Source organism: Nitrosomonas sp. Nm58 (assembly GCF_900107335.1).
Lineage (GTDB): Bacteria > Pseudomonadota > Gammaproteobacteria > Burkholderiales > Nitrosomonadaceae > Nitrosomonas.
In genome coordinates, this window is the sequence record NZ_FNPQ01000019.1 from 18,570 (window position 1) to 42,993 (window position 24,424).

Annotated in this window: 24 protein-coding genes and 1 pseudogene; 13 read left to right on the forward strand and 12 right to left on the reverse strand. The window is 45.1% G+C overall.

Annotated features, from left to right (window positions below):
* Nucleotides 1-102: 102 nt before the first annotated feature.
* From BLW34_RS08795 to ftsB, 7 genes are all read left to right on the forward strand, one after another.
* Nucleotides 103-828 (forward strand): energy transducer TonB, encoded by a 726-nt coding sequence (locus BLW34_RS08795; protein WP_090578396.1) that lies wholly within the window; start codon nt 103-105, stop codon nt 826-828.
* Between the two features lie 4 nt (nt 829-832).
* Nucleotides 833-1,603 carry a MotA/TolQ/ExbB proton channel family protein gene (locus BLW34_RS08800; protein ID WP_090578399.1) on the forward strand — a complete coding sequence of 257 codons (771 nt, stop codon included), beginning with the start codon at nt 833-835 and terminating at the stop codon, nt 1,601-1,603.
* The gene (locus BLW34_RS08805; protein ID WP_090578402.1) at nt 1,603-2,022 is read left to right on the forward strand and encodes an ExbD/TolR family protein; all 420 of its coding nucleotides are present in this window, start codon (nt 1,603-1,605) and stop codon (nt 2,020-2,022) included. Before BLW34_RS08800 ends, BLW34_RS08805 begins: the two co-directional genes overlap by 1 nt.
* Before the next feature lie 71 nt (nt 2,023-2,093).
* Nucleotides 2,094-2,621 carry a FecR domain-containing protein gene (locus BLW34_RS08810; RefSeq protein WP_090578404.1) on the forward strand — a complete coding sequence of 176 codons (528 nt, stop codon included), beginning with the start codon at nt 2,094-2,096 and terminating at the stop codon, nt 2,619-2,621.
* 355 nt (nt 2,622-2,976) lie between these two features.
* Nucleotides 2,977-4,623, forward strand: coding sequence for a CTP synthase (locus BLW34_RS08815; protein WP_090578407.1), 1,647 nt, complete (start codon nt 2,977-2,979; stop codon nt 4,621-4,623).
* Between the two features lie 182 nt (nt 4,624-4,805).
* On the forward strand, nt 4,806-6,089 hold the full coding sequence (gene eno / locus BLW34_RS08820) for a phosphopyruvate hydratase (RefSeq protein WP_090542748.1): 1,284 nt from the start codon (nt 4,806-4,808) through the stop codon (nt 6,087-6,089).
* Nucleotides 6,089-6,394: a cell division protein FtsB gene (ftsB, locus tag BLW34_RS08825; protein ID WP_090578410.1), complete on the forward strand. Its 306-nt coding sequence runs from the start codon at nt 6,089-6,091 to the stop codon at nt 6,392-6,394. The genes eno and ftsB overlap by 1 nt, the downstream gene beginning before the upstream one ends.
* A 76-nt stretch (nt 6,395-6,470) precedes the next feature.
* On the opposite strand, the gene sdhA is transcribed toward ftsB, so the two are convergent.
* The 8 genes and pseudogenes from sdhA to BLW34_RS08865 all read right to left on the reverse strand — a co-directional run bounded on the left by sdhA (nt 6,471) and on the right by BLW34_RS08865 (nt 14,697).
* Nucleotides 6,471-8,234, reverse strand: coding sequence for a succinate dehydrogenase flavoprotein subunit (gene sdhA, locus BLW34_RS08830; RefSeq protein WP_090578413.1), 1,764 nt, complete (start codon nt 8,232-8,234; stop codon nt 6,471-6,473).
* Between the two features lie 4 nt (nt 8,235-8,238).
* Nucleotides 8,239-8,592 (reverse strand): succinate dehydrogenase, hydrophobic membrane anchor protein, encoded by a 354-nt coding sequence (gene sdhD / locus BLW34_RS08835; protein WP_090578416.1) that lies wholly within the window; start codon nt 8,590-8,592, stop codon nt 8,239-8,241.
* Nucleotides 8,586-8,975, reverse strand: a complete 390-nt coding sequence (gene sdhC / locus BLW34_RS08840; RefSeq protein ID WP_090542741.1) for a succinate dehydrogenase, cytochrome b556 subunit — start codon at nt 8,973-8,975, stop codon at nt 8,586-8,588. The genes sdhD and sdhC overlap by 7 nt, the downstream gene beginning before the upstream one ends.
* Nucleotides 8,976-9,360: 385 nt before the next feature.
* A complete protein-coding gene (locus BLW34_RS08845) occupies nt 9,361-10,977 on the reverse strand; it encodes an OprO/OprP family phosphate-selective porin (protein WP_090578419.1) in 1,617 nt (538 codons plus the stop codon).
* Nucleotides 10,978-11,136: 159 nt separating this feature from the next.
* Entirely contained in the window at nt 11,137-12,030 is an 894-nt protein-coding gene (locus BLW34_RS08850) for an indole-3-glycerol phosphate synthase TrpC (protein ID WP_090578422.1), read from the reverse strand.
* 9 nt (nt 12,031-12,039) lie between these two features.
* Nucleotides 12,040-13,065 (reverse strand): anthranilate phosphoribosyltransferase, encoded by a 1,026-nt coding sequence (trpD, locus tag BLW34_RS08855; protein ID WP_090578425.1) that lies wholly within the window; start codon nt 13,063-13,065, stop codon nt 12,040-12,042.
* 39 nt (nt 13,066-13,104) lie between these two features.
* A complete protein-coding gene (locus BLW34_RS08860) occupies nt 13,105-13,671 on the reverse strand; it encodes an anthranilate synthase component II (protein WP_090542733.1) in 567 nt (188 codons plus the stop codon).
* Nucleotides 13,672-13,809: 138 nt separating this feature from the next.
* Nucleotides 13,810-14,697: pseudogene (locus BLW34_RS08865) on the reverse strand (type I restriction enzyme endonuclease domain-containing protein).
* A 435-nt stretch (nt 14,698-15,132) separates the two neighbouring features.
* On the opposite strand from BLW34_RS08865, the gene BLW34_RS08870 reads away from it, so the two are divergent.
* Together BLW34_RS08870 and BLW34_RS08875 are read left to right on the forward strand one after the other, a co-directional pair.
* On the forward strand, nt 15,133-17,175 hold the full coding sequence (locus BLW34_RS08870) for a carbon starvation CstA family protein (RefSeq protein WP_090578428.1): 2,043 nt from the start codon (nt 15,133-15,135) through the stop codon (nt 17,173-17,175).
* A gap of 34 nt (nt 17,176-17,209) precedes the next feature.
* Nucleotides 17,210-17,404: a YbdD/YjiX family protein gene (locus BLW34_RS08875; protein WP_090578431.1), complete on the forward strand. Its 195-nt coding sequence runs from the start codon at nt 17,210-17,212 to the stop codon at nt 17,402-17,404.
* A 592-nt stretch (nt 17,405-17,996) separates the two neighbouring features.
* On the opposite strand, the gene BLW34_RS08880 is transcribed toward BLW34_RS08875, so the two are convergent.
* On the reverse strand, nt 17,997-18,188 hold the full coding sequence (locus BLW34_RS08880; RefSeq protein WP_090578433.1) for a twin transmembrane helix small protein: 192 nt from the start codon (nt 18,186-18,188) through the stop codon (nt 17,997-17,999).
* Nucleotides 18,189-18,386: 198 nt separating this feature from the next.
* On the opposite strand from BLW34_RS08880, the gene miaA reads away from it, so the two are divergent.
* Together miaA and BLW34_RS08895 are read left to right on the forward strand one after the other, a co-directional pair.
* Nucleotides 18,387-19,352: a tRNA (adenosine(37)-N6)-dimethylallyltransferase MiaA gene (gene miaA / locus BLW34_RS08890; protein WP_090578439.1), complete on the forward strand. Its 966-nt coding sequence runs from the start codon at nt 18,387-18,389 to the stop codon at nt 19,350-19,352.
* A gap of 49 nt (nt 19,353-19,401) precedes the next feature.
* On the forward strand, nt 19,402-19,737 hold the full coding sequence (locus tag BLW34_RS08895; RefSeq protein ID WP_090578443.1) for a BON domain-containing protein: 336 nt from the start codon (nt 19,402-19,404) through the stop codon (nt 19,735-19,737).
* Between the two features lie 107 nt (nt 19,738-19,844).
* Here the strand turns inward: BLW34_RS08895 and dapD are convergent, their stop codons facing one another.
* Both dapD and dapC read right to left on the reverse strand, forming a co-directional pair.
* Nucleotides 19,845-20,666: a 2,3,4,5-tetrahydropyridine-2,6-dicarboxylate N-succinyltransferase gene (dapD, locus tag BLW34_RS08900; protein WP_090578446.1), complete on the reverse strand. Its 822-nt coding sequence runs from the start codon at nt 20,664-20,666 to the stop codon at nt 19,845-19,847.
* A gap of 26 nt (nt 20,667-20,692) precedes the next feature.
* Nucleotides 20,693-21,883 carry a succinyldiaminopimelate transaminase gene (dapC, locus tag BLW34_RS08905; protein WP_090578450.1) on the reverse strand — a complete coding sequence of 397 codons (1,191 nt, stop codon included), beginning with the start codon at nt 21,881-21,883 and terminating at the stop codon, nt 20,693-20,695.
* A 117-nt stretch (nt 21,884-22,000) separates the two neighbouring features.
* On the opposite strand from dapC, the gene BLW34_RS08910 reads away from it, so the two are divergent.
* Together BLW34_RS08910 and BLW34_RS08915 are read left to right on the forward strand one after the other, a co-directional pair.
* The gene (locus BLW34_RS08910) at nt 22,001-22,906 is read left to right on the forward strand and encodes a DMT family transporter (RefSeq protein ID WP_090578453.1); all 906 of its coding nucleotides are present in this window, start codon (nt 22,001-22,003) and stop codon (nt 22,904-22,906) included.
* A gap of 198 nt (nt 22,907-23,104) precedes the next feature.
* The gene (locus BLW34_RS08915; RefSeq protein WP_090578456.1) at nt 23,105-23,617 is read left to right on the forward strand and encodes a CNP1-like family protein; all 513 of its coding nucleotides are present in this window, start codon (nt 23,105-23,107) and stop codon (nt 23,615-23,617) included.
* A gap of 32 nt (nt 23,618-23,649) precedes the next feature.
* On the opposite strand, the gene BLW34_RS08920 is transcribed toward BLW34_RS08915, so the two are convergent.
* Entirely contained in the window at nt 23,650-24,423 is a 774-nt protein-coding gene (locus tag BLW34_RS08920) for a slipin family protein (protein WP_256203708.1), read from the reverse strand.
* Nucleotide 24,424 lies beyond the last annotated feature (1 nt).

A 24,424-nucleotide genomic window follows, 5' to 3' on the forward strand; every position in this document is an offset into this window, starting at 1 on the left:
TAAGCGACCCAAATAAATTAAATTAACCATCTCAGTTCATCATCCCTAAACAAGAAACGACCTGATTAGCCAATATTTCTTCTCTTGGAGGGCGTTAACTGCATGATCCGTACAAAACGCAATTCGACCATTTCATTCATCTCTCTTGCTAGCCTATTATTAGTTCTCATGGTGCATGCTGCCTTGCTCTATGGCATGTGGCATCATCGTTTACCATCTATAAGTCCGCAGGTTACACTATTTGCCGAGTTAATTGCGCCGCCACAACCTAGAATTGAAGCACCCGAAGCATCCAAAGTCGATTTAAAAGCAGAGCACATCCCCCCCCCTCCGGAAAAACCAAAACTTGTCAAAAAAACACCGCCGCAACCTAAACACCGCCAGCTAGCCTCTAGCTCGCCCGTACTGCCTAAAGAGGAATTTATAGCTCCCCCCCCCCCAATGCCGGAACCTATCCACGACGAGGCTGAGCCTGTACAAAAACAGGAAACAAAATCTGTAGCGGCCGCTCGCCCTGAGCAAATGGAGACTGGTCCTGTCACCCTTTCATCTGAATTATCGGTGTCTTGCCCAGAACTGAGCGCACCGGATTATCCTGCTCTTTCACGCCGATTGGGTGAGGAAGGGAAGCTAATGCTACAAGTCGAACTGGATGAGTCAGGCCGTATCAGCAATACTCGGGTTATCAATAGTAGCGGTTATTCCCGGCTTGATAATGCTGCACTAGCTGCTGTAAAGAGCTGGCGTTGCAAACCTGCAGTACGTGATGGTCAACCCGTACGGGCTATCGCGTTACAACCTTTTAATTTTGTAATCCAAGGAAATTAATGTAATGGAAGAAAATCTTGGTTTTTCTCATTTTCTGACTCAGATAGACCATGTAGGGATGGGTGTACTCATTTTATTGCTTTCCCTTTCTGTCGCTAGTTGGTACCTGATTATCACGAAGAGCATCAGTAATTTTATTGCCACTCGGCGCGCTAATGCTTTTCTGAAACATTTCTGGGAGGTTGATTCTCTCCAAGAATTGAAAATAGAAATGAAAGGTTCGTCTACTGACAATGCCTTTGCCCATCTTGCGAAATTAGCGGTAAATGTTACAGCTGGCTCACAGAAGCACGGTCTAGAAAAACTCGCTGTAACTGGGGGAACGAGCGAACTATTAACACGCACGCTGCGCAATGGTATCGATCAGGAAGCAACACGTATTGAGAATGGTCTCACTATTATCGCATCGGCTGGTTCTGCCGCTCCCTATATCGGATTGTTTGGTACTGTTTGGGGTATTTACCATGCACTGATACAGATTGGCCTTTCTGGACAGGGAACATTGGACAAAGTTGCTGGACCCGTTGGTGAGGCGTTAATTATGACAGCGCTAGGATTGGCTGTCGCTATTCCAGCGGTATTAGCCTATAACGCTTTTATCAGAAGGAATAGAATATGGATGGCGCGATTGGATGCATTCGCGCATGATTTATTTACAATCATTACAGTTGGCAACAAAGGTGGAGATAGTATCAAAGCATCAACTGAGGAAAATCACAATCCCCAGTTTACATCAACTGCAACAACCGTCTCAGCCCTTGAAGGGAGGCACTAATGGCTTTCGGCAGCTCAAACCGCTATCAGGGGCAGACAACGATGTCTGAAATCAATGTAGTACCCCTCGTAGATGTCATGCTCGTTTTGTTGATTATCTTCATCATCACCGCTCCATTACTCACTCATTCAGTAAAAATTGATTTACCAAAAGCATCGAGTAATCCCAATACGATCCAACCAGAGCATATTGATTTTGCCATTCGTGCTGATGGCAGTTTTTTCTGGAATGGTGAGGCAGTTACACTGGAACAGCTGGCGCCGCGCTTTACTCAATCAGCAGAAAATTCTCCCAATACTGAGCTGCATATCCGTGCTGATAAAAATACGCATTATGAGCACGTGGCGCGTATCATGAGCATAGCAGCAAAAGCTGGATTAACGAAAATTGGCTTTGTTACGGATCCAACTCTCGAATAAGAAACGATTTAAGTCTAATTTGTTAAAATACGTGCATTGTCGGTACCAATCTTCTGATTACGCTATTTGAAATGAATTCGAAGGACGCAACGCATACTCACAAAAAATTTATCCTGCCATTTATTAGCGTACTGCTGGTTATTGCTGCGAGCTTTCTAAGCTACATCATCCCACACCCCACCACTACCCGGTTATATGAAACGGCTTCTGAGCAATATCTAACTATCAAGGTCACCCCAGAAATTACTATTGATTTGGATACAAATAGTTCGGTATCCGTCAAAAAAAATGACTCCATTCAGATCGAACTCCTACGCGGAGAGGCTTATTTTGACGTGCATGCTACCCAGGAAAATGGTGACAAACTGGAAATCATTCTGGGTAATGCGCGTATCCGGAATACCGGCACGCGTTTTAGCATCAGAAGGCAAAAGAATGGTGGCGATATCGCTATTGCAGAAGGTCAGATAGAACTCCAGATTGGTACTCAAACTCTGGCTATCGGCGCAGGCAGGCTGATAAACTTTGATACAACACGTATTATCAATGAAGCTATAATAGCTAATTCAGAAATTGCTCCGTGGCGACAACAAAAATAGCAGTGAATTCGCCAGCATTTTGGACGTAACATCATTAGAGCGTTTCGAGCTTAAATATGAGCAAAATGGCTCTTTATTTCATATAGGTAGAAAGCTTACAATTTTTCTGCCTCGTAAGATTACTTGTACAGCAATCACACCACATTCTTTAAGAACCAACCACTTGTGCATAGAACCTTTCTTCAATCACTCAGCATACTGGCTTTCATAGCAGACCATTACTTCGGAACTATATGCTTCCAATCAACTCACTTTTGCAGAGACTTTAGATAAACATGAATAGTCACCCCAAAGCTATCAACGACAACTTAATCAGGGTTTCCATCATGTCCTTTTTGAGTTAACATTGCCCCCCATGATCAAATATGTCTTTGTGACTGGCGGCGTAGTTTCTTCCTTAGGTAAAGGCATCGCTGCAGCTTCATTAGCGGCCCTCCTGGAATCTCGTGGTATTAAAGTAACCATGCTAAAACTGGATCCTTATATCAATGTAGATCCAGGCACGATGAATCCATTTCAGCATGGGGAAGTTTTTGTCACTGATGATGGCGCAGAAACTGACCTCGATCTAGGGCATTATGAGCGTTTCATCAGTACAAAGATGACTAAACGTAATAATTTTACGACTGGTCAAATCTATGAAAGCGTAATTCGTAAGGAGCGGCGAGGAGATTATCTTGGCGGCACAGTACAAGTCATCCCCCATATTACTGATGAAATCAAACTTTTTATCCATAATGGCGTAAATGATGCCCAAGTAGCCATTGTAGAAATTGGCGGTACCGTTGGCGATATCGAATCCTTGCCTTTCTTGGAAGCAATCAGGCAAATGGCTGTGCAGCTCCCGCGCCAAGATACCTGCTTCATTCATTTGACCTTATTACCATATATTGGATCAGCTGGAGAACTTAAAACCAAACCAACACAGCACTCAGTGAAAGAGTTAAGAGAAATTGGTATACAACCTGATGTATTGCTCTGCCGTGCCGACCGTTTGCTTCCACAAGAGGAGCGACGCAAAATCGCGATGTTCACCAATGTCAAGGAAGAAGCCGTTATTTCAGCCATCGATGTCGACAGTATTTACAAAATACCTGCATTGCTGCATGAGCAAATGTTGGATGAAATCATTTGTCACAAACTGAATATTCTTGCCAAATCAGCCGATCTTTCAGTCTGGAAAAAACTGGTTCATGCCCTGGAACACCCCAAACACGAGATCACGATTGCACTAGTAGGAAAATATGTCGATCTGACGGAATCTTATAAATCCCTATCAGAAGCACTGATACATGCGGGTATTCATACCTGCAGCAAGATAAACATATGCTATATCGATTCAGAAGATATTGAAAAAAATGGCACAGATTGTCTCCTTGGCAAGGATGCTATTCTGGTTCCAGGTGGATTTGGTAAACGTGGGGTTGAAGGAAAAATAAAGGCTATTCAATACGCTCGTGCTAACCGTATTCCCTATCTGGGCATATGTCTTGGTATGCAATTGGCTGTCGTCGAATTTGCGCGCAATGAGCTTAAAATGTCAGATGCACATAGCACAGAATTCAATCCCAATACACGCTATCCTGTTTTAGGATTGATCACCGAGTGGCGTACACGCGAGGGCCGCATCGAGAAACGTACAGCCAAAACGGATTTAGGGGGAACCATGCGCCTGGGTGGGCAGGAATGTGTACTCAAAGAAAATTCGCTGGCGAGAGAAATTTATGGCGCAGACAAAATCATTGAACGTCATCGACATCGCTACGAAGTGAATGCAGAATTTATTCCGAAATTAGAACAAGCGGGACTACAAGTAAGTGGCTTATCTTCAGAAGAAAACTTATGTGAAATGGTCGAATTGTCACAAACTGTGCATCCCTGGTTTGTTGCCTGTCAGTTTCACCCAGAATTTACTTCTACACCTAGAATGGGACATCCCTTATTCAAAGCTTACGTTAAAGCTGCTATTGATTCTGCCAACAATCGTTCCAGCTCAGAATGAACAGTACTGATGAAATAAAAAATAGCATTTGAATCGCTACCATGCATTTTATGAATTTAATTGCTTAATTTATTAAGAGCCACCCCTTCATAAACAATCAAATCACAAAAATTGATTGGTTTGTCTATACATAAATAATTTTAACAATAATATTTAAGTTAAATCACTACAAGGAAAGTAGCATGAGTGCAATAGTGGATGTAATCGCCCGTGAAATTTTAGACTCCCGTGGCAACCCGACCATTGAAGCAGATGTATTGCTTGAGTCAGGTGTACTAGGACGCGCATCAGTTCCTTCAGGCGCATCTGTTGGCACTAAAGAGGCAGTAGAATTACGGGATGAAGACAAACAACGCTACTCAGGGAAAGGTGTATTAAAAGCTGTCGAAAACATTAATATCGAGATCTCAGAAACCATTATGGGACTTGATGCGATAGAGCAATCCTTCATTGATCAGACTCTGATTGATCTGGATGGCAGTGAAAACAAATCAAGATTAGGTGCCAACTCAATTCTAGCCGTTTCATTGGCAGTAGCCAAAGCAGCCGCCGAGGAGTCGGGCCTACCGCTATACCGCTATCTGGGAGGTGTTGGGGCAATTTCCCTGCCGGTACCCATGATGAATCTGATCAATGGCGGTGCACATGCTAATAATAATCTGAATATGCAGGAATTCATGATTATCCCATTAGGTATGCCAAGCTTTCGCGAGGCGATCCGGTGTGGTGCTGAAATTTTTAATACGCTCAAAACACTCATAAATAAAAAAAATATGCCAACAACCGTTGGTGATGAGGGGGGATTTGCGCCCAATCTCATGAATAATGAAGAAGCGCTCAAGCTTATCGTACAAGCTATTGATCAGACGGGTTATCTACCAGGTTCTGATGTTGCAATTGGTGTGGATTGCGCAAGTTCAGAGTTTTATAAAGACGGAAAATATCATTTAGATTCGGAAGGACTCAGTTTTACCTCAACTCAATTTGCCGATTATCTTGCCAGCTGGGTAGATAAATATCCCATTATCAGCATTGAGGATGGCATGAGCGAGCATGATTGGGATGGCTGGGAGCTGCTGACCAATAAGCTAGGGAAGGTAGTGCAGCTCGTTGGGGATGATGTATTCGTCACTAATACAAACATTCTGAAAGAAGGGATTGCACGGGGTATTGCCAATTCGGTATTGATTAAAGTCAATCAGATCGGCACGCTTACCGAAACCCTGTCTGCTATCGAAACGGCTAAATGTGCCGGCTATACTGCCGTAATATCACATCGGTCGGGAGAAACTGAAGATACCACCATTGCTGATATTGCAGTTGCCACAAACGCACTCCAAATTAAAACTGGCTCACTTTCCCGTTCTGATCGTTTGTCAAAATATAATCAGCTGCTGCGCATTGAAGAAGATCTTGGCAATATGGCTAAATATCCAGGACGGAGAGCTTACTATCAACTAAGGTAATGAAAAAACTGGCTTTCACGCTTGTTATATTGATTGCTCTGGCGCAATATCCATTATGGTATGGCAAAGGGGGCTGGCTAAATGTCTTTGAAATAGACCAGCAAGTTGCCGCACAGCGCCAGACCAATCAAAAATTACAAAATAGAAATACCGTCCTGGAAGCAGAAGTTAATGATCTTAAAAAAGGACTTGACGCCATTGAGGAACTTGCCCGGAATGAATTAGGGATGATTCAGAAAGATGAGGTTTTCTTTCAAATCCTGGAGAATAATGAAGAAAATAGCTCGCAAAGGGAAAGACAATAAGATGTCCTTCTCAGCATCACACTGGCCAAATAACTAATCTGCAAGCTATCTATTGCCAGCTCATCAGATCACATCCTTAGTAAATTCTTGCTTTGGGTGGAAACGATTCTACCGTCAAAGGCTTCAACCGGACTGGTTTGTAGTCAATACGTCGATCTTCTCTGAAAAACAAAGTGTGCTTAAGCCATTTGTCATCGTTCCGTTCGGGAAAGTCATCACGAGCATGCGCACCACGACTTTCACAACGAGCCTCAGCAGATACCATCGTCGCCATTGCGACCTCAATCAGATTATCAAGCTCTAATGCTTCAACGCGGGCAGTATTGAATACTTTGCTTTTATCCCTGATTTCCGTTTGCGCAACGCACCCTGCCACTTCACTGATTTTTGCTACCCCCTGCTTCAACATATCAGCAAAGCGAAATACACCACAGTATGTCTGCATGGTTTTTCGTAGTAGCTCACCTACTTGCGCGACATTTTCTCCATCTTTCTGATTATCCAGACGCGCTAATCTCGCAAGCGATTTATCAGCAATATTATCAGGCAGTTGTTTATGGTGAGAATTATGCTTTAAATCTTCAATGATTTGATTACCTGCGGCACGGCCGAAAACAACAATATCCAGCAACGAATTAGTCCCCAGACGATTTGCCCCGTGTACAGAAACGCAGGCACACTCGCCCACCGCATAAAAGCCTGGCACAACTTCTTCGGGTCCTGTTTTATAGGGCGCAACCACCTGGCCGTGGAAATTAGTAGGAATCCCCCCCATCATATAATGAGCAGTCGGTATAACAGGAATGGGTTGCTCGATGGGATCCACATGGGCGAACTTGATGGCAATCTCACGTATTCCGGGTAAGCGCGATTTGATCACCTCGGCACCAAGATGATCGAGCTTCAATAAAAGGTGATCAGCGTTTGGGCCGCAACCCCGACCTTCCTTTATTTCAGTAGTCAACGCACGCGATACCACATCACGACTGGCCAGATCCTTTGCATGGGGTGCGTAACGTTCCATGAAGCGCTCTCCATCGTTGTTGAGCAGATAACCGCCTTCTCCGCGTACGGCTTCACTGATCAGCACCCCCACACCATGTACACCAGTAGGATGAAATTGCCAGAATTCCATATCTTGCAATGGAATACCGGCACGCGCAGCCATACCCAGACCATCGCCGGTATTAATAAATGCATTGGTGCTTGCCTGAAAAATGCGCCCCGCTCCACCCGTGGCAAATAATGTCGCCCTGGCTTGAAGAATTATCATCTCGCCAGTTTCCATTTCCAGTGCTGTTACACCCAGCACATCGCCTTGCTGATCACGAATCAAGTCTAATGCTATCCACTCTACAAAAAACTGGGTATTGACATTCACATTACGCTGATAAAGTGTATGCAACATAGCATGGCCAGTGCGATCAGCCACTGCACAGGATCGTGTTGCCAATGTGTCCCCAAAATTCTGTGAATGCCCACCGAAAGGTCGCTGGTAAATTTTGCCATTCTCCAGTCGATCAAATGGCATGCCATAATGTTCGAGCTCGTAAACGACTTCGGGAGCCTGGCGGCACATGAATTCAATCGCATCTTGATCCCCCAAGTAATCGGATCCTTTTACGGTGTCATACATATGCCAATGCCAATTATCCTCGGTAACATTCCCCAGAGAGGCAGCAATACCGCCTTGTGCGGCAACGGTGTGCGAGCGCGTTGGGAAGACCTTAGACAACACGGCTACTTTTAGACCGGCTTCTGATAATTGCAATGCAGCGCGCATCCCTGCCCCGCCCGCACCAACAATAACTACGTCAAATTTTCGTTTAGTGATGGCCACGTTATTAACCCCACAAAATTTCAGCAAACCAGATGAGATAGAAAAATAGTGAAATGATGACAGTTATGTGTATCGTCAGACGAATACTGGCGGTATGAATATAATCCATCAATACATTACGCACACCCACCCAGGCATGCCAGCAAAGACTTATAAAAAACAGAAAAGAAGCGATTCTCATCCACTGATTGGTAAATAGCGATTTCAATGCAGCATAATCAGAAATCTGTAAAAAAGTGGTCAGAATCACCCATAGCAATACATAGACTACCATCAATACAGCTGTAATACGCTGAATTAGCCAATCCCGCAAGCCATAATGCGCACCCGTTATAACACGATTTATATCCTTTACCATAACAAAGCTCCAACGAGTGCTGTTAAGACAAAACCCATAATCAATACAATCTTACTACTCAAACGCGCTTGTTCCAGAGAAATGCCATAATGTAAATCTAGGGCCAGATACCGGATGCCTGCACAAAAATGATGCATAAAGAACCATATTGGCAGTAACAATGCGCACTTCACAAATGGATCATCCAGTATCAATTGGATCTTGGTAAAACCTTCGGGCGATCCCAATAGCATTTGTAAAATGTAAACTAATAATGGAATGCCTGGAAAAAATAATAACACACCGCTTATACGATGCAGGATGGAAACCTGCGCTGGCAATGGTTGCTTAATCTTAAAAAGATTTAGATGCTTTGGCCGCTTTCTTTGAAGTTTTGTTTCCATAGCGTGAGTGATGAACCATGTTGTTTTTGAAAAACTGACAACGCTAACAGATCTTTATAAAACCTAGTTTAATCTGTTATACCGTGTCATACATCGTCCAGTCAAGGTACATCACCCTATTTCAACATTTGATACTGGATGTCTATTAACCCGAATATTTCATAAATTGGCACGTGCCCTCACTTGTCTTTTGATTAATAAGAAAGATTTTGCTCAGTCGGGTGTATGAATCACTACACTCTTCCTTCTCAAAACTTCCCTATTAATCAAAATCCTGCGTGATCATCACGCGAATTTATGAAATATTCGGGTTAATGGTCTTGCTCTGCATGACTCGTTTCATACTCACAGAAATCAGCCATGCAAAAGCCTTTCATTAGATAAACTAAAAATCAAATTGCACGCGTGTCTCAAAGATATCCAGATTGGCATTATTGAAACCGGCACTGCGATGATCGGCAACTCCGGCTGTATTTATATCGAGTACATGAATATAGTTACTCATTAAACGTATGTTTGGATAAGGATACCAGTTCAGACCGAATTTTATAGTATCGGCCTTCCCTCCTCTCACGTTACCATCATTTAGGTTGATATAATCATACCCCGCAGCGATTTCCCATGCCCCCCAACCGCCTTTCATATCAAAATTGCGCTGAGGTTTGATCCGTCCCCAAGCTCCCGTTTCCTTACGGTAAGACCGTGACTCACCGGTTAAGAAATAGCTTGCATAGCCATAATAGCCAAATAGCGATTCACCGCTATAGCCTGTACCATGGACATCCGTCTGGATATATTCACCCTGCAGAGAAAAAGGACCATATACTAAAGCCATTTCAGCACCAAAGCGATTGTAGTTATCGATGATGCGTGAACCAGGAGCACCTTTTACTCCTCTGGTCAAATTACTGGTATTCAAGACGTTGGTACGATCTACGTTTGCTCCAGGAAAAGCGGCAAATGACATACCGCCATTATTGAAATCGCCGTCGCCTTGGAATTGGCTATTCACGACCGTATGACCTCCTGACCCACCTATATGCAAAAATTTGCTATCACTTTCCTTCCAGGGCAGAAACGAGATCCTGCCTATCACCTCCCAACTGGTATCGCCTGATCCATTATTACGGCTGTTATTACCATTGGGATTCACAGAAGTAGCTGCTGATGACCAACTACCTACTGGCTCGGTCTGGAAAGCGAGCCCGACTTGATAGCGCTCTTCTGCCCAGTTAGCCCCGATACCGGTTTTATAAGTATTAGGGTTATCAACAAAAGTATTGACGATCATATTCCGCTCTATGAAGGTAAGAAAGCGGTTACTGGTAGCCTCCTCCAGACTGAACGGCTCTTTGAATGAACCCACCTTGATCGAGAAGGGACTGCCAGGATAAGTCCACCGCAGGAAAGCATCGGTAATCCCCGAAGTGACTGAACCGTTACCACGACTGAAATCATACTCAAACTTGTAAAACCAGTCCTTATAGACCGTCCCTTCAACCCCTAAACGGGCACGACGGAGATTCGCTCCGCTATTTAATTCATTGGGTGTTGAGTTACCCGTAGCAGGTAAGACGTCATTAGTAATATTGTATTGGGAATCGACTTGAACACGGCCATCGATACCTGCAGTAAAGTTGCCATCAGCAGATTCAAAATGCAGTCCGGGCCCATACTTTACTTTAACTTTCTCGGTATCCTTGACACGTTCTTCCAAGGCTGTAATCGCATTGGTTTTTTGCTCCAACTCTTCACGAATTGCAGTTATCTCAGCAGAACTAGCAGGCGCTGCTTGTGCAGCAGGCTCAGGTACCACTGCTGGAATGCTCGTTTGCTTATCTTCAACACGCTCAAATGAACCCAAGCGCGTCCGACCCGGTCCAGGCTCGGCATAAATCTGCTTGGTTTTAGTGTCGACGTAGAGTTCCAGCGCTATCGCGTTTGAAGTAACCCCTGCACCCAATGCAAGTGAAAAGGTAAAAGCCTGTTTGATTAATTTCATATTCTGTCCCAAATAATTGTCAGCAATTGGGGCAGAATATTAGAGGAGCTATATTACAGATTTATGACATACATGACATTTTTGTGTCATTTCTATGACAAAATTCAACAAATTGAAAATTACTTTCTACCAAAAAGCTCGGTGGAGAGATAAAATATTCTAGAAGAACAAGCGCTTCAACTCCATTCCGGGATCGTCAGCGCGCATGAATGCTTCCCCTACCAAGAAAGTATGCACTTGATGCGCACGCATCAAAGCGACATCATCAGGAGTCTTGATACCACTCTCAGTAACGACGATTTTCTCCGTTGGAATACGTTCGATCAATTGTAAGGTGGTATCCAGGCGCGTCTCAAAAGTACGTAAATTCCGATTGTTAATACCGATCAAAGGGGTGGTCAGCTGCAAGGCGAGATCAAGTTCATCTGCATCATGCACTTCAACCAGTACCGCCATACCGAGCGTATGTGCCAGTGATTCAAGTTGACGCATTCGGGTAAGGGGATCGGCTGCGTGCTTCCTATCGGGATAAGGAAACAGCAGGAAAGCGGAGACAATCAACAGGATACAATCCGCGCCCATGGCGCGGGCCTCGAATACCTGATAATCATCCAGCATGAAATCCTTACGTAATACCGGCAACTCACAGGCAGCGCGCGCCTGTTTTAAATAATCCGCGCTCCCCATGAAAAACTGCCTGTCAGTCAGAATAGAAAGGCAAGCCGCACCCTGTCTGGCATAGCTTGCGGCAATCGCGGCCGGATCAAAGCCTTCGATCACTGCATCGAGCGTATTCCCCATGGTCAAGTCAGAAGGTATCGTCGATGACTGTACCCGCCCACGCAACAACCCCTTGCTTGGGCTCGCCTGTTTTATTTCAGCGATCACGGCAGGCAAGTCCTGATCAATTTTGCTACGGATAGCACCAACAAAATCGCGTGGCGTGATCGCTGCCTGAGCTTCTGCCTCCATCGCTGCCAACGGTTTCAATGCTTGGGCAGCCGCCACTTCCTGCGCCTTGACGGTAAGAATTTTATTGAGAATATCGGACATGCTTAAATCCTAGTTACTTTTATGATTGGAAAATGCGATTAATTCCTGCATTTTTTTCATCGCCGCGCCACTGGCGAGAATACTGCGTGCTTTCTCAACGCCTTCAACAAGCGATGCGGTGATTCCTGCCACATAAATGGCAGCGCCTGCATTCAGCAGAACAATATCTCTGGCTGGCCCAGCCTGATTGTCCAGCACGGATAGCAGCATTTCTTTAGCGTGGGTTAGATCGGAGACTTTAATGGTTTCAATCGGCGCACTGGCAATACCAAAATCCTCTGGCTGGATCGTATATTCATAGATTTCCCCCTGCTTAAGCTCGCCCACCCTCGTCTCCCCGGTAATGGTGATTTCATCCAGACCATCATAGCCGTGGACAACCATGACATGATGGCTGCCGAGGCGCTGTAACACGCGGGTAATGATACTGACCAGCCGGGCGTCAAATACGCCCAGTAACTGATTCCTGGCACCGGCGGGGTTGATAAGCGGCCCCAGGATATTGAATAATGTGCGCACGCCCAATTCACGGCGAACCGGAGCAGCATGTTTCATCGCATTATGAAAATTCGGCGCAAACATGAAGCTGACACCGATTTGATCGATCGATTTTGCAATTTGCTGAGGCGTCTGATTCAAGTTGATCCCCACCGCTTCGAGCACATCCGCACTGCCCGATTTGCTGGAAACCGAACGCCCGCCATGTTTGGCCACCTGCGCGCCGGCTGCAGCGGCGACAAAGGCAGATGCAGTCGATACATTGAAGGTATGGGAAGTATCGCCACCCGTTCCACAGGTATCGACCAGATGGGTCAAATCAGATACGTCAACCCGGCTGGCAAATTCACGCATCACCTGCGCTGCGGCAGCAATCTCATCGATAGTTTCTTTTTTTACGCGCAAACCGGTGATGATGGCAGCAATCATCACCGGTGACAGTTCGCCAGACATGACTTGCCGCATCAGCGTCAGCATATCATCGTACGGAATTTCCCGATGCTCGATCAGGCGAATCAATATCTCTTGTGGATTCACTGATTAAATTGCTTGATGAAAGGATTGGATGTCTGGCTGTTACCCGCCAACCAGAAAATTTTTGAGTAATTCGTGGCCATGCTCGCTCAGGATTGATTCCGGGTGAAACTGCACCCCCTCGATCGGCAGGGTTTTATGGCGCACCCCCATAATTTCACCATCTTCCGTCCAGGCAGTAATCTCCAGACAATCCGGCAAGCTATCGCGATCGATTACAAGAGAATGATAGCGCGTCGCAATAAAAGGATTGGGCAAGCCCCGAAACACCCCGACATCATGATGAAAAATCGGAGAGGTCTTGCCATGCATGAGTTGTTTGGCGTGAATAATCCGGCCACCGAACGCCTGCCCGATGCTCTGATGACCCAAGCATACCCCCAGCGTCGGAACCTGCCCGCCATAATCTCTAAGCAATGGTAAGGAAATCCCCGCTTCATTAGGCGTGCATGGGCCCGGTGAAATGACAATTCTATCAGGATGAAGCTGCTTAATGCGCTCCAGCGTTATTTCATCATTACGGAAAACCTCGACGTCCTCCCCCAACTCACCAAAATATTGCACCAGGTTATAGGTGAAAGAATCGTAATTGTCGATCATCAGCAGCATTTTTTATATCAATGAAACCAAGTAATAATGTTCGTAACCAGCAAGCATCAGATTATCTTACTCGGGATGATTTTATCACGGAATCAATCGTCAACTGGCTAAATACCCCTCTACGTCAGTGGTGATAGTTCCCATCTATCAAGCCGCCCACTTGCGCCCCTGGCTTGCATAGTCAAGCATCATGTCGAATACGTTATCGCATTTCTCTTTGAATACAATACGATCAAAACTCTCGGGCAGATTCTGGTCCAGCACTTGCTCCACTGTCGCCCGCACCACTTTTCTGCTTTGTGAATCCCGGTACCAATCCTGCACCAATACTTTCGGAGGTTGATTAAGGAGGCGATGCAGCAACGATTTTGCCGCGAGTTTGACTTTCTTGGTTTCCTCCTGCGTCATCTTGACTTTTTTGAGTAAATCGAACAACTCCAGCTCATCTTTCGTCAATCCCTCGCGTATAGGCCGCTCGTCTTCCTCTTTCATCGCCCGGGTGAATTTCATCAGCTCATCGAAATAATGCTCATTCGAAGAGCCTCCCGCGTTATAGGTGTCAATAATCTGCTGCAACCGTTGCGCAAAATCGGTGCGGGTACGGTTTTCCTGAAGCATCTGATCCAGCTTGTGCTGGATAAAGGCGCGCAGGTCGGCAATTTCGATATTTTTATAGCGCGTCATCTTGAAATCCTGCCGTAATTCTTCAAAATCTATTCTGCTCAGATCCCAGGTTCTCCCCTGCTTGATCGGGAGATAACGCGGATCTTCCTGCTGAATACCAGGCGCTTTGGAGGAATTCAATACCACACTGATATCCAGCAGCTGGCCGATGTGATGTGTCAGATAGAAGCCGCATTGCTCGATGGCGATCTCGGCAAGCGGTTTTCCCCGGCGCGTGCCCTTGAGTTGGGCAAATTCAGCCAGAATTTTCTTCTCCTACTGCCGGTATTTGTTATCGGCAAACTTGAGGAAGATGAGGCCGAGTACTGGCGTGGAGTATTCGCTGGATTTGAGATCCGAATTGGCGCGCAGGTTGTCAGCCGCGGCTCAGAGATCGTTTTCAAGTTGCTTGAATGCTGCAGGAGTCATTTACAGTCTGATGTAAAAATCCAGAGAGTATTTCATAAGGGGGAGCGTTATTCAAACCCTTATGAAAATCCCCTCAAACGATTGCTATCCAACAAACGGAAGCAATCTAACTCATTCTGCTCGCTTTAATGTCAGATTGCCTCGTTAAATGAGACCACTTCAAGAGCTATTCCTGATCAATTTCCGTACCATATCTTCATGATAATTCCTCAATTACTTCATAATGACGCACACTTTTCTCTTTGCTTAATATTTCTGTTAACAAGTAGTCGCGTTTAGCTACATGGTCTCCACAGCATGCTTATGATTTGTCTGCAAAGTAAAATAGCAAAAGCATCCCGTTTCTGATTGATCGTCAATATTATCTATAGGAGAACCATGAATCATCTTATTAAACATACTGGCTGGCTGATTCTAGCTATTGCAGGTGCCTTTTCTCTTGGCGTGATCGCCTTGCAGCAAGGTGAATCCATTAATGCGATCTGGATTGTGATCGCGGCTGTTTGTGTTCACCTGATTGGCTATCGTTATTACAGCCTGTTTATCTCACGCAGGGTATTGGGGCTTGATTCCGAACGCATGACCCCGGCCCATAAATTTAACGATGGGCTGGATTATGTACCGACTAATAAGTATGTGCTGTTTGGCCATCACTTTGCTGCGATTGCCGGAGCCGGGCCTTTAGTTGGACCCATTTTAGCTGCTCAGATGGGTTATCTTCCCGGCTTGCTGTGGCTGCTGGTCGGCGTAGTGATCGCAGGAGCAGTACAGGATTTTATTGTGCTATTCATGTCCATGCGGCGTGATGGCCGCTCACTTGGCGATATGATCAAATCTGAGCTGGGGCCTGTCCCCGGTATGATCGCGCTGGTAGGCACCTTCTTCATCATGCTGATTCTGCTGGCGGTATTGGCATTAATTGTGGTCAAGGCGCTGGCTGAATCACCTTGGGGAACCTTTACCGTGGCCGCGACCATTCCGATTGCATTCTTGATGGGTATTTATGCTCGCTATATTCGCCCAGGACAAATCGGTGAGATTTCCTTGATCGGCTTTATCCTCCTCATGCTATCCATCATGGGCGGACAGTCCGTGCAGGAAAATCCTGAACTGGCAGCTTTATTTACCTTTGATGGTATCCAACTGACCTGGATGCTGATTGCGTACGGCGCGTTCGCTTCGGTGTTACCCGTCTGGCTGTTGCTGGCGCCGCGTGATTATCTATCAACTTTTTTGAAAATCGGCACAATTGCCGGGTTAGCTGTGGGGGTTCTGGCTATTTCACCTGAGCTCAAAATGCCGGCCATCACACAATTTGTTGATGGCACAGGTCCAGTCTGGTCTGGCAGTTTGTTTCCCTTCCTTTTTATCACCATCGCATGTGGCGCTGTGTCGGGTTTTCATTCGTTAATCTCGTCTGGCACGACACCCAAAATGATTAAAAATGAGGAAGATGCTCGTTTCATCGGCTATGGCGCTATGTTGATGGAGTCATTTGTCGCGATCATGGCACTGGTGGCTGCTTCAATCATTGAACCAGGAATTTATTTTGCAATGAATAGTCCGGCGGCATTGATTGGCGCCACCGCCGAGTCTGCTGCACAAACCATTTCACAATGGGGATTTTATATCACGCCGGAAATGCTGACTCAAACTGCCAAAGATGTGGGTGAAAATACCATCATCTCGCGTACAGGAGGAGCGCCCACGCTGGCCGTCGGCATGGCGCAAATCCTGTCTAACTTTATCGGCGGGCAAGCAATGATGGCATTCTGGTATCACTTCGCGATTCTGTTTGAGGCGCTTTTTATCCTGACAGCAGTCGATGCGGGTACCCGTGCTGGACGATTCATGTTGCAGGATCTGCTTGGTACTTTTATTCCTGCTATGAAGCGCACTGATTCACTTTCTGCAAACCTGATAGCAACCGTGTTATGTGTCAGTGGCTGGGGATATTTTCTATACCAGGGAGTCATCGATCCATTAGGAGGCATCAATACCTTATGGCCGCTATTCGGTATCACCAATCAGATGCTCGCTTGCATTGCGCTCATTTTGTGCACCTGCATCCTGTTCAAAACGCAACGCGACCGTTATGCATGGATCACTATTGTGCCTACCGTCTGGATTGCCTGCACGACCTTAACCGCTGCTTGGCATAAGATATTTAATGACAATCCCCGCATTGGCTTTCTAGCCCATGCGAACTCATACGAGACGGCGCTCAGCGATGGAAATCTGCTTGCGCCCGCTAAATCGACTTCCCAGATGCAGCAGGTGATTTTTAACGATTATCTGGACGCTGGACTCGCTGCAATGTTCATGTGCATACTCATCAGCATGTTGTTTTTTGGCTTCCGAACCGTATTACTTGCACGCAGAACCGCTCAAATCGAATTATCTCCTTTAAATCCTTATTAATTTTCATGACTTACAACAGTTGAGGCTTTTCATCATGTTAAAAAAAATCATCCAGGCAGGTAGTTATCTAGGACAAAGCATGCGATTGATGGTCGGCATGCCTGAATACAGCGTGTATGTCGCGCATATGAAAGAGGCACATCCTGATAAGGCAATCATGTCTTATCAGGCATTTTTTCGTGAACGCCAGGAGGCGCGTTATGGCGGCAAAATCAGCCGTTGCTGTTAATTTCGCTTATTGAAAAAACCGGGGGTCTCACAAAAAGTTCAGCCATAAAGCAGGTGAGACGCCCAGGCAGCCAGGTTTGAGCGTTCCCGTCTGCAAGCAAGTCCGGAACGAGAGCGGATCCAATTTATGAAATATTCGGGTTAAGCTGATCGAAATACCCGTGGATTAAGCGTAAAGTGATAGTCGTAATTAGAATCATGCCACGAGGCATTTCTTCAAAGATTTGAGGTATTACGCTGCTTCAATTTCTGGAGGTCACCGGGAACCAGTAACATCAATTCAATACCGAATTGAAGCAACGAGCATCAATGTGACAGGCAGGCGACACAAAGATGCTTCGGACCAGGAAACGCCATATGTGCTGAACATTTCATTCTGATCAATGTTCCAGCCCATCACGTTGCTACTGATATCTTCTTTAGATGGTATTGTCTATTTCAAATAATGCTGACGTTCTCGGAAATCATTCTGGTGATTGTATTATCGCTGCCATCATGCTATTTCGGCCAAAGCACGATTATTGATCACAAGAAAGCGTGATTTTCATATTTTGATAGCAGCTTTACGCATTTTCTATGGGTAATCGCAATAATCAACCTTTATGAATATAGTTAATATAGGTCGCTATCATCATGACAATGAACAGTACAAGAGACAGAACGACACGTATCGTTAATGATTTGACCATGCGAGTGCTCTCTCCGCCATCTTTAAGCATGTAGTAAAGCGCAGACCCGAGGCTGTAAAGTATTATCAGCAATAGTAAAATAGCAAAGATCTTCAATTCTTATTCCTGTAATTGTTGGAATTTACTTACATTGATCATCAAGCCTAAACAGTAGATAACCGAGTGTCTTGGCTTATTCAGTTGTTGGCTCAGCTTTATTGTAACTGATAACCGTAATTTATATGATTGATCCGGTAACTTCCAGGTAGTCTTTTGAAATTCTCTAATCATTCCTTCAATTTTTGTCAAAATCATATGTTGAGTCAGTACAATGTCGCAAAACTTCCACCTGCCATTCTTCTGATGGGACCGACAGCCAGCGGAAAATCAAATGTCGCCATGGAAATTGCTCAACATTTTCCGGTTGAAATCATCAGCGTAGATTCAGCGCAGGTCTATCGGGAAATGAATATCGGGAGTGCTAAACCTGACCAGCATGCCTTGGCTACGGTACCTCATCATCTGATTGATTTAATTAATCCGGACGAACATTATTCTGCTGCACAATTCCGCAAAGATGCCCTCACAAGAATGGATGAAATCACGGCGAAAGGAAAAATCCCCCTATTGGTGGGAGGCACCATGCTTTACTTTAAGGCCTTGAAAGAAGGTCTCTCTGAGCTTCCTCCGGCAGATAACAGTCTCCGTAAGGAAATTGAAATGGTTGCTGAAAAGAAAGGCTGGCCGGAAATGCATCAAATGCTGAGCCAACTTGACCCTGTTAGCGCAGCACGCATCAAACCTCATGATAGCCAACGCATTCAACGGGCACTGGAAGTATGCTATCTCACTGGCCGACCCATGTCAGCAGTGCTCACGCAGCCGAAAAACATGAGTCTTCCTTATCAGTTGATCAGCATGGCATTACTACCGAATGATCGGAAAATTCTGCATCAGCGTATTCTTCTCCGTTTCGAGAGAATGCTAGAAATGGGATTAATTGATGAAGTACGCACTATCCGTGGCCAATATTGCGTAAATGCCGAAACTCCTTCAATGCGCTGTGTCGGCTATCGACAGGTATACATGTATCTGGACAATCTCATTAGTCTTACTACAATGAAAGATATGGGAATTGCGGCCACACGACAATTAGCTAAACGGCAATTAACTTGGTTACGAGGAATGACAGGATTACAGGAATTCGACTGCCTTGCGGAGAATTTGTCCCAACAAGTGATTGCATACTTGCAAACGATGAATCTTACAACGAATAACTGATTGACATTCAAGCCCCTCCTTCTCACTATATTACTTTAAGGAGGACAATATGGAAATGCGTAATAAATTATGGGTTTTGATTGCAATACTTTTTAGTTTTTTGGCTATGACGGGCTGCGGCAATTCTGAAAGAGTCCATAAATCCTGGATAGTGCCACCTGAGGGGCCTCGTTATGAGGATAGCGACATTCTTAACAATCTCAAATCGAGACTATCTGCTAATCCAGATCTGAAAGACCTGGCTGTCAATATTGACGTGAGAAACGGCGAGGTATCCATCAATGGTCTGGCTGACAATCAGACCCAGATCGACCAGATTAGCATGCAGACTTGGTTAGTTGATGGCGTCCAAAAGGTTGATAATCAGATTCACTTAAAAAGATAGTCAATCAACGCCAAACCAGTAGACTCTAAACATAAGAGATAACAGGAAGTACTGGCGCTGCCCCGGAGAAACCCCGGGGTTTGTTTGATCCCCTGCGCTGATTGCTGTTAAATGCCCCTCAACAATTCGTTAATCCCCGTTTTGGAACGGGTTTTAGCATCAACCTGTTTTACAATCACTGCACAATAGAGGCTATATTGCTTATTCTCAGATGGCAGGCTTCCTGACACCACGACTGAACCTGGCGGTATTCTCCCGTAGCTGATTTCCCCGGTTTCACGATGATATATCTTGGTGCTCTGGCCAATATAGACTCCCATCGAAATGACCGAGTTTTCCCCGACAATGACTCCTTCGACAATTTCGGAGCGCGCCCCAATAAAACAATTATCTTCAATGATCGTGGGATTGGCTTGCACGGGTTCCAGCACACCGCCAATACCTACACCCCCTGATAAATGAACATTTTTGCCAATCTGTGCACACGATCCCACAGTAGCCCAAGTATCAACCATGGTGCCCTCATCCACATAAGCCCCAATATTGACATAAGAAGGCATCAGCACCACATTATTGGCGATAAATGAGCCTCTGCGGACAGCTGCAGGCGGTACTACCCGAAACCCGCCGTCACGAAAATCTCTGGAACTATAATCCGCAAATTTGGATGGAATCTTGTCGAAGTAATTAGAAAAGCCACCCTTGATGAAACTGTTATCTTCGATCCGGAAAGATAATAATACTGCTTTTTTGATCCATTGGTGCGTTACCCACTCGCCGCCAATTTTTTCAGCAACACGTAACTTGCCGCTGTCAAGCAGACTGATGACTTGTGCAATCGACTCTTTGAGATTTGCTTCGACATTACGCGGTGTAATCTCAGCACGACGCTCAAAAGCTTCTTCAATAATGGCCTGCAATTGTTCCATGCTATTCCTTAAAACGTTTAATCAATTCAGATACAACAATCTTTTATTCTTTCCATTGCTTCCACACACTCAGCTAATGGTGCGACCAGCGCTATGCGTACGAAATTTTCGCCCGGATTAATACCGTGGGCTTCACGCGCAAGGTAGCTGCCTGGCAAAACATTGACATTATAATCGCGATAGAGCTTTTGAGTGAATTCAGTATCACTGAGGGGCGTTTTTACCCATAGATAAAAGGCGGCATCGGGCATGGTAACAGGCAAGTGTCCTGTCATGATTGACATAGCTGTATTGAATTTCTCCCGGTACATGCGACGATTTTCAATCACGTGCTGCTCATCAGCCCAAGCAGCCTTACTAGCAGCCTGCACCGCGGGGTTCATAGCACTACCGTGATAAGTGCGATATAACAAAAACTTTTTCAGAATAGCAGCATCTCCTGCCACAAAACCGGAGCGCATCCCAGGCACATTGGAACGCTTGGACAAGCTACTAAACACAACTAGCCGGGGAAACCCGTCTCGGCCCAGTCGGTGTGCCGCTTCCAGAGCTCCTAACGGGGGGTAGTCCTCATCAAAATAAATCTCCGAATAACATTCATCTGAGGCAATAATGAATTCATAACGATCAGAAAGTGCAAACAATTGTTGCCATTCATCTAGCGTCATTACCCTGCCGGTAGGGTTATTCGGTGAACAAACGTAGACAAGTTGGGTACGTGACCAAGTAGCATCAGGCAGCTGCGCATAATTCAATACAAAATTATTTTCAACCAGCGTATTGAGAAAATGGGGAATTGCTCCAGCTAACAGAGCTGCGCCTTCATAAATCTGATAAAAAGGATTTGAACACACCACCACCGGCGGTTGAGCACGATGGGCATCAATAACGGCCTGGGCAAATGAAAATAACGCTTCACGGCTGCCATTGACCGGAATCACTTCTGTATCAGGATTAATTGTTGCTAAACGATAACGCTTCACCAGCCAAGCGGCAATGCTCGTACGCAACCACTTTGCACCAAGCGTTGTAGGATAATGCGCCAACCCGTCAAGATTATTGATCAATTCCTGGCGAATGAAATCAGGTGTTGCGTGTTTCGGTTCGCCAATATGCAAATTGATGGGGGATAATGATGGGTTAGGTATAATTCCCTCAAGTAACTTTGAAAGTTTCTGAAAAGGGTATGGCTGCAAGCTGTTCAGCATTGGATTCATTCTGGTATGTCTATGATTAGGCTATAAGTAGTAAATGTATTTCAAATGATCTCTTCCAGCTTACACGGTTTTATTCAATTGTTTGATAAAAGCAAATCATTATAAAGGGCAGCGTTAATGTTGGCCAAACAAAAAAATATCGTCCCTATAACCGCTTTGCTCATTGGTGCAGCTATTTGGGGTATAGCCTGGTATCCCTATCGTTTGCTGGAGCAGTCTGGGATTAGAGGAGAAGCTTCTACCACTCTCACTTACTTTGTCGCCTTATTAATGGGACTTATGTTATTCCACAAACAAATTCGAGCGCCCAATTTCCTGGACAAAGCAGCCTATTTATTGGTCTGGATTGGTGTTTGTTCAGGTTTGGCGAATATTGCTTATATTCTAGGAATTATCCATGGCGAAGTCATGCGAGTATTACTTCTGTTTTATCTGGCGCCATTGTGGACGATTCTATTTGCTCGCGCTCTGCTTAACGAAAAGCTTAGCCTGCGTGGATACTGGGTCATTCTGCTATCAATCCTCGGCGCAATGACGATGCTATGGCAGCGAGGAAATGTTTTTCCCTTTCCCGTCTCATATAGTGACTGGATGGGATTATTGGGTGGCATTATGTTTGCTCTGGCCAATGTACTGGCTCGTAAAGATCAGCAGCATAATGTTCAATTAAAATCACTGGCAATATGGCTGGGTGTCACACTTACTGGTTTTTTTGCGACATGGCGTATGGAATCCCTTCCATTGATCTCGAACATTTCTACCGATACCTGGCTACTTTTACTGGGGCTAGGATTAACAATTTTTTTCTTGAGTATCATATTGCAATATGGTTTAACGCATATTCCGGCAAATCAAGCTATTGTCATTATGTTGTTCGAACTAATCGTTGCCGCCATCGCTTCATACTTTCTTACTAATGAAGTAATGACGCCTAAAGAGTGGATAGGTGGTTTAATGATCGTTTCAGCAAGCCTTTTTTCTGCAAAAATTAATCATGAAGATTCCATGTCTCAACAGTCATGATGTTGGTAACCATACTGACAAACAGAGAACCGTTCGCTAGTTCCCGAAGCACTGATTAGCCTGAAATCCTGGAGTCATAATTTTAATATGAGTGATATAGGCTTGTAACACAATTGAGGCATTATTCAATCATATCGCTGCTTTGTCACATATAATGTTGATTCTTCTATCTAATTCAAAAGTCTAAGCAATAGCTAAATGAAAAAAATTCTTCCAATACTTTGCGTCTTGTCCATTACAGCTTGTGTAAGTAAAGAAAAATTTATTGATACATTGGATCATAAAAAAGACTGGGTAGAACTTCAAACACAATTACCGACCTATCCCGAAGCCAGCAATCTGCTGGAATTTAATGTAGGCCCTACGAGTAATCACCGGTATTACGTGGATAGTGCATCCATCACTATCGGGAAAGATGGGGTAATTCGATACAGTCTGGTAGTGAAATCTGCACAAGGCGCAGAGAATACGACTTTTGAAGGGATACGCTGTGAAACAAAAGAAAAAAAGCGCTATGCTTTGGGTCGCAATGACAAAACCTGGGGACAACCCCGTATTTCCGAGTGGCAAAGGCTCGAAAATATCACACAGGATTACGCTCAACGTGAACTTGCTAAATATTATTTCTGCCCGCGAGGCCTTATTGTCGGATCGCCAGAAGAAGCTATTCAGGCGTTAAAAGCAGGAGTTCATCCGAAAGCCCTCCGATAAGGGAAAGGGAAATGGAACGAGAGCTTCAGTGACTATTTTTCTACCTGTTTCTCCATCATTTTCTGAAGAGATGCCATCATCTCCATCGGTAATGGAAAAACTATCGTGGAACTCTTCTCCCCAGCAATCTCGGTAAGCGTTTGCAAATAACGAAGCAGCAGCGCCTCAGGTTGTTTTGCAAGAACCTGCGCAGCTTCCAACAGGCGTTGCGATGCCTGCAACTCACCCTCGGCATGGATGATCTTTGCCCGTCGTTCACGTTCTGCTTCTGCCTGTTTGGCAATCGCCCTAATCATGCTTTCATTGAGATCGACATGTTTTATTTCGACATTGGCAACCTTGATACCCCAGGCTTCGGTTTGTTCATCCAGAATCTTCTGGATATCACTATTGAGCCTTTCACGGCTTGCCAGCATCTCATCCAGTTCATGCTGGCCAAGTACGGAACGTAAAGTAGTCTGGGCTAACTGACTGGTAGCAGCATTGTAATCCTCCACCTGAATGATTGCTCTTTGTGGATCAACTACACGGAAATACAGGACTGCGTTCACTTTCACCGAAACATTGTCACGCGATATGACATCCTGGCTGGGCACGTCCATGACAATGGTACGTAAATCGACTCGCACCATAGTTTGAATGATCGGAACAACAATTACCAGCCCCGGTCCTTTCACCTTCCAGAATCGCCCTAACAGAAATACGACGCCACGTTCATATTCACGCAGAACCTTGAAAGTACTCGCCAGGAAAAAAACAGCAAACCCCAAGGTCAATATAATCGTTGATACCATATCTATATCCATG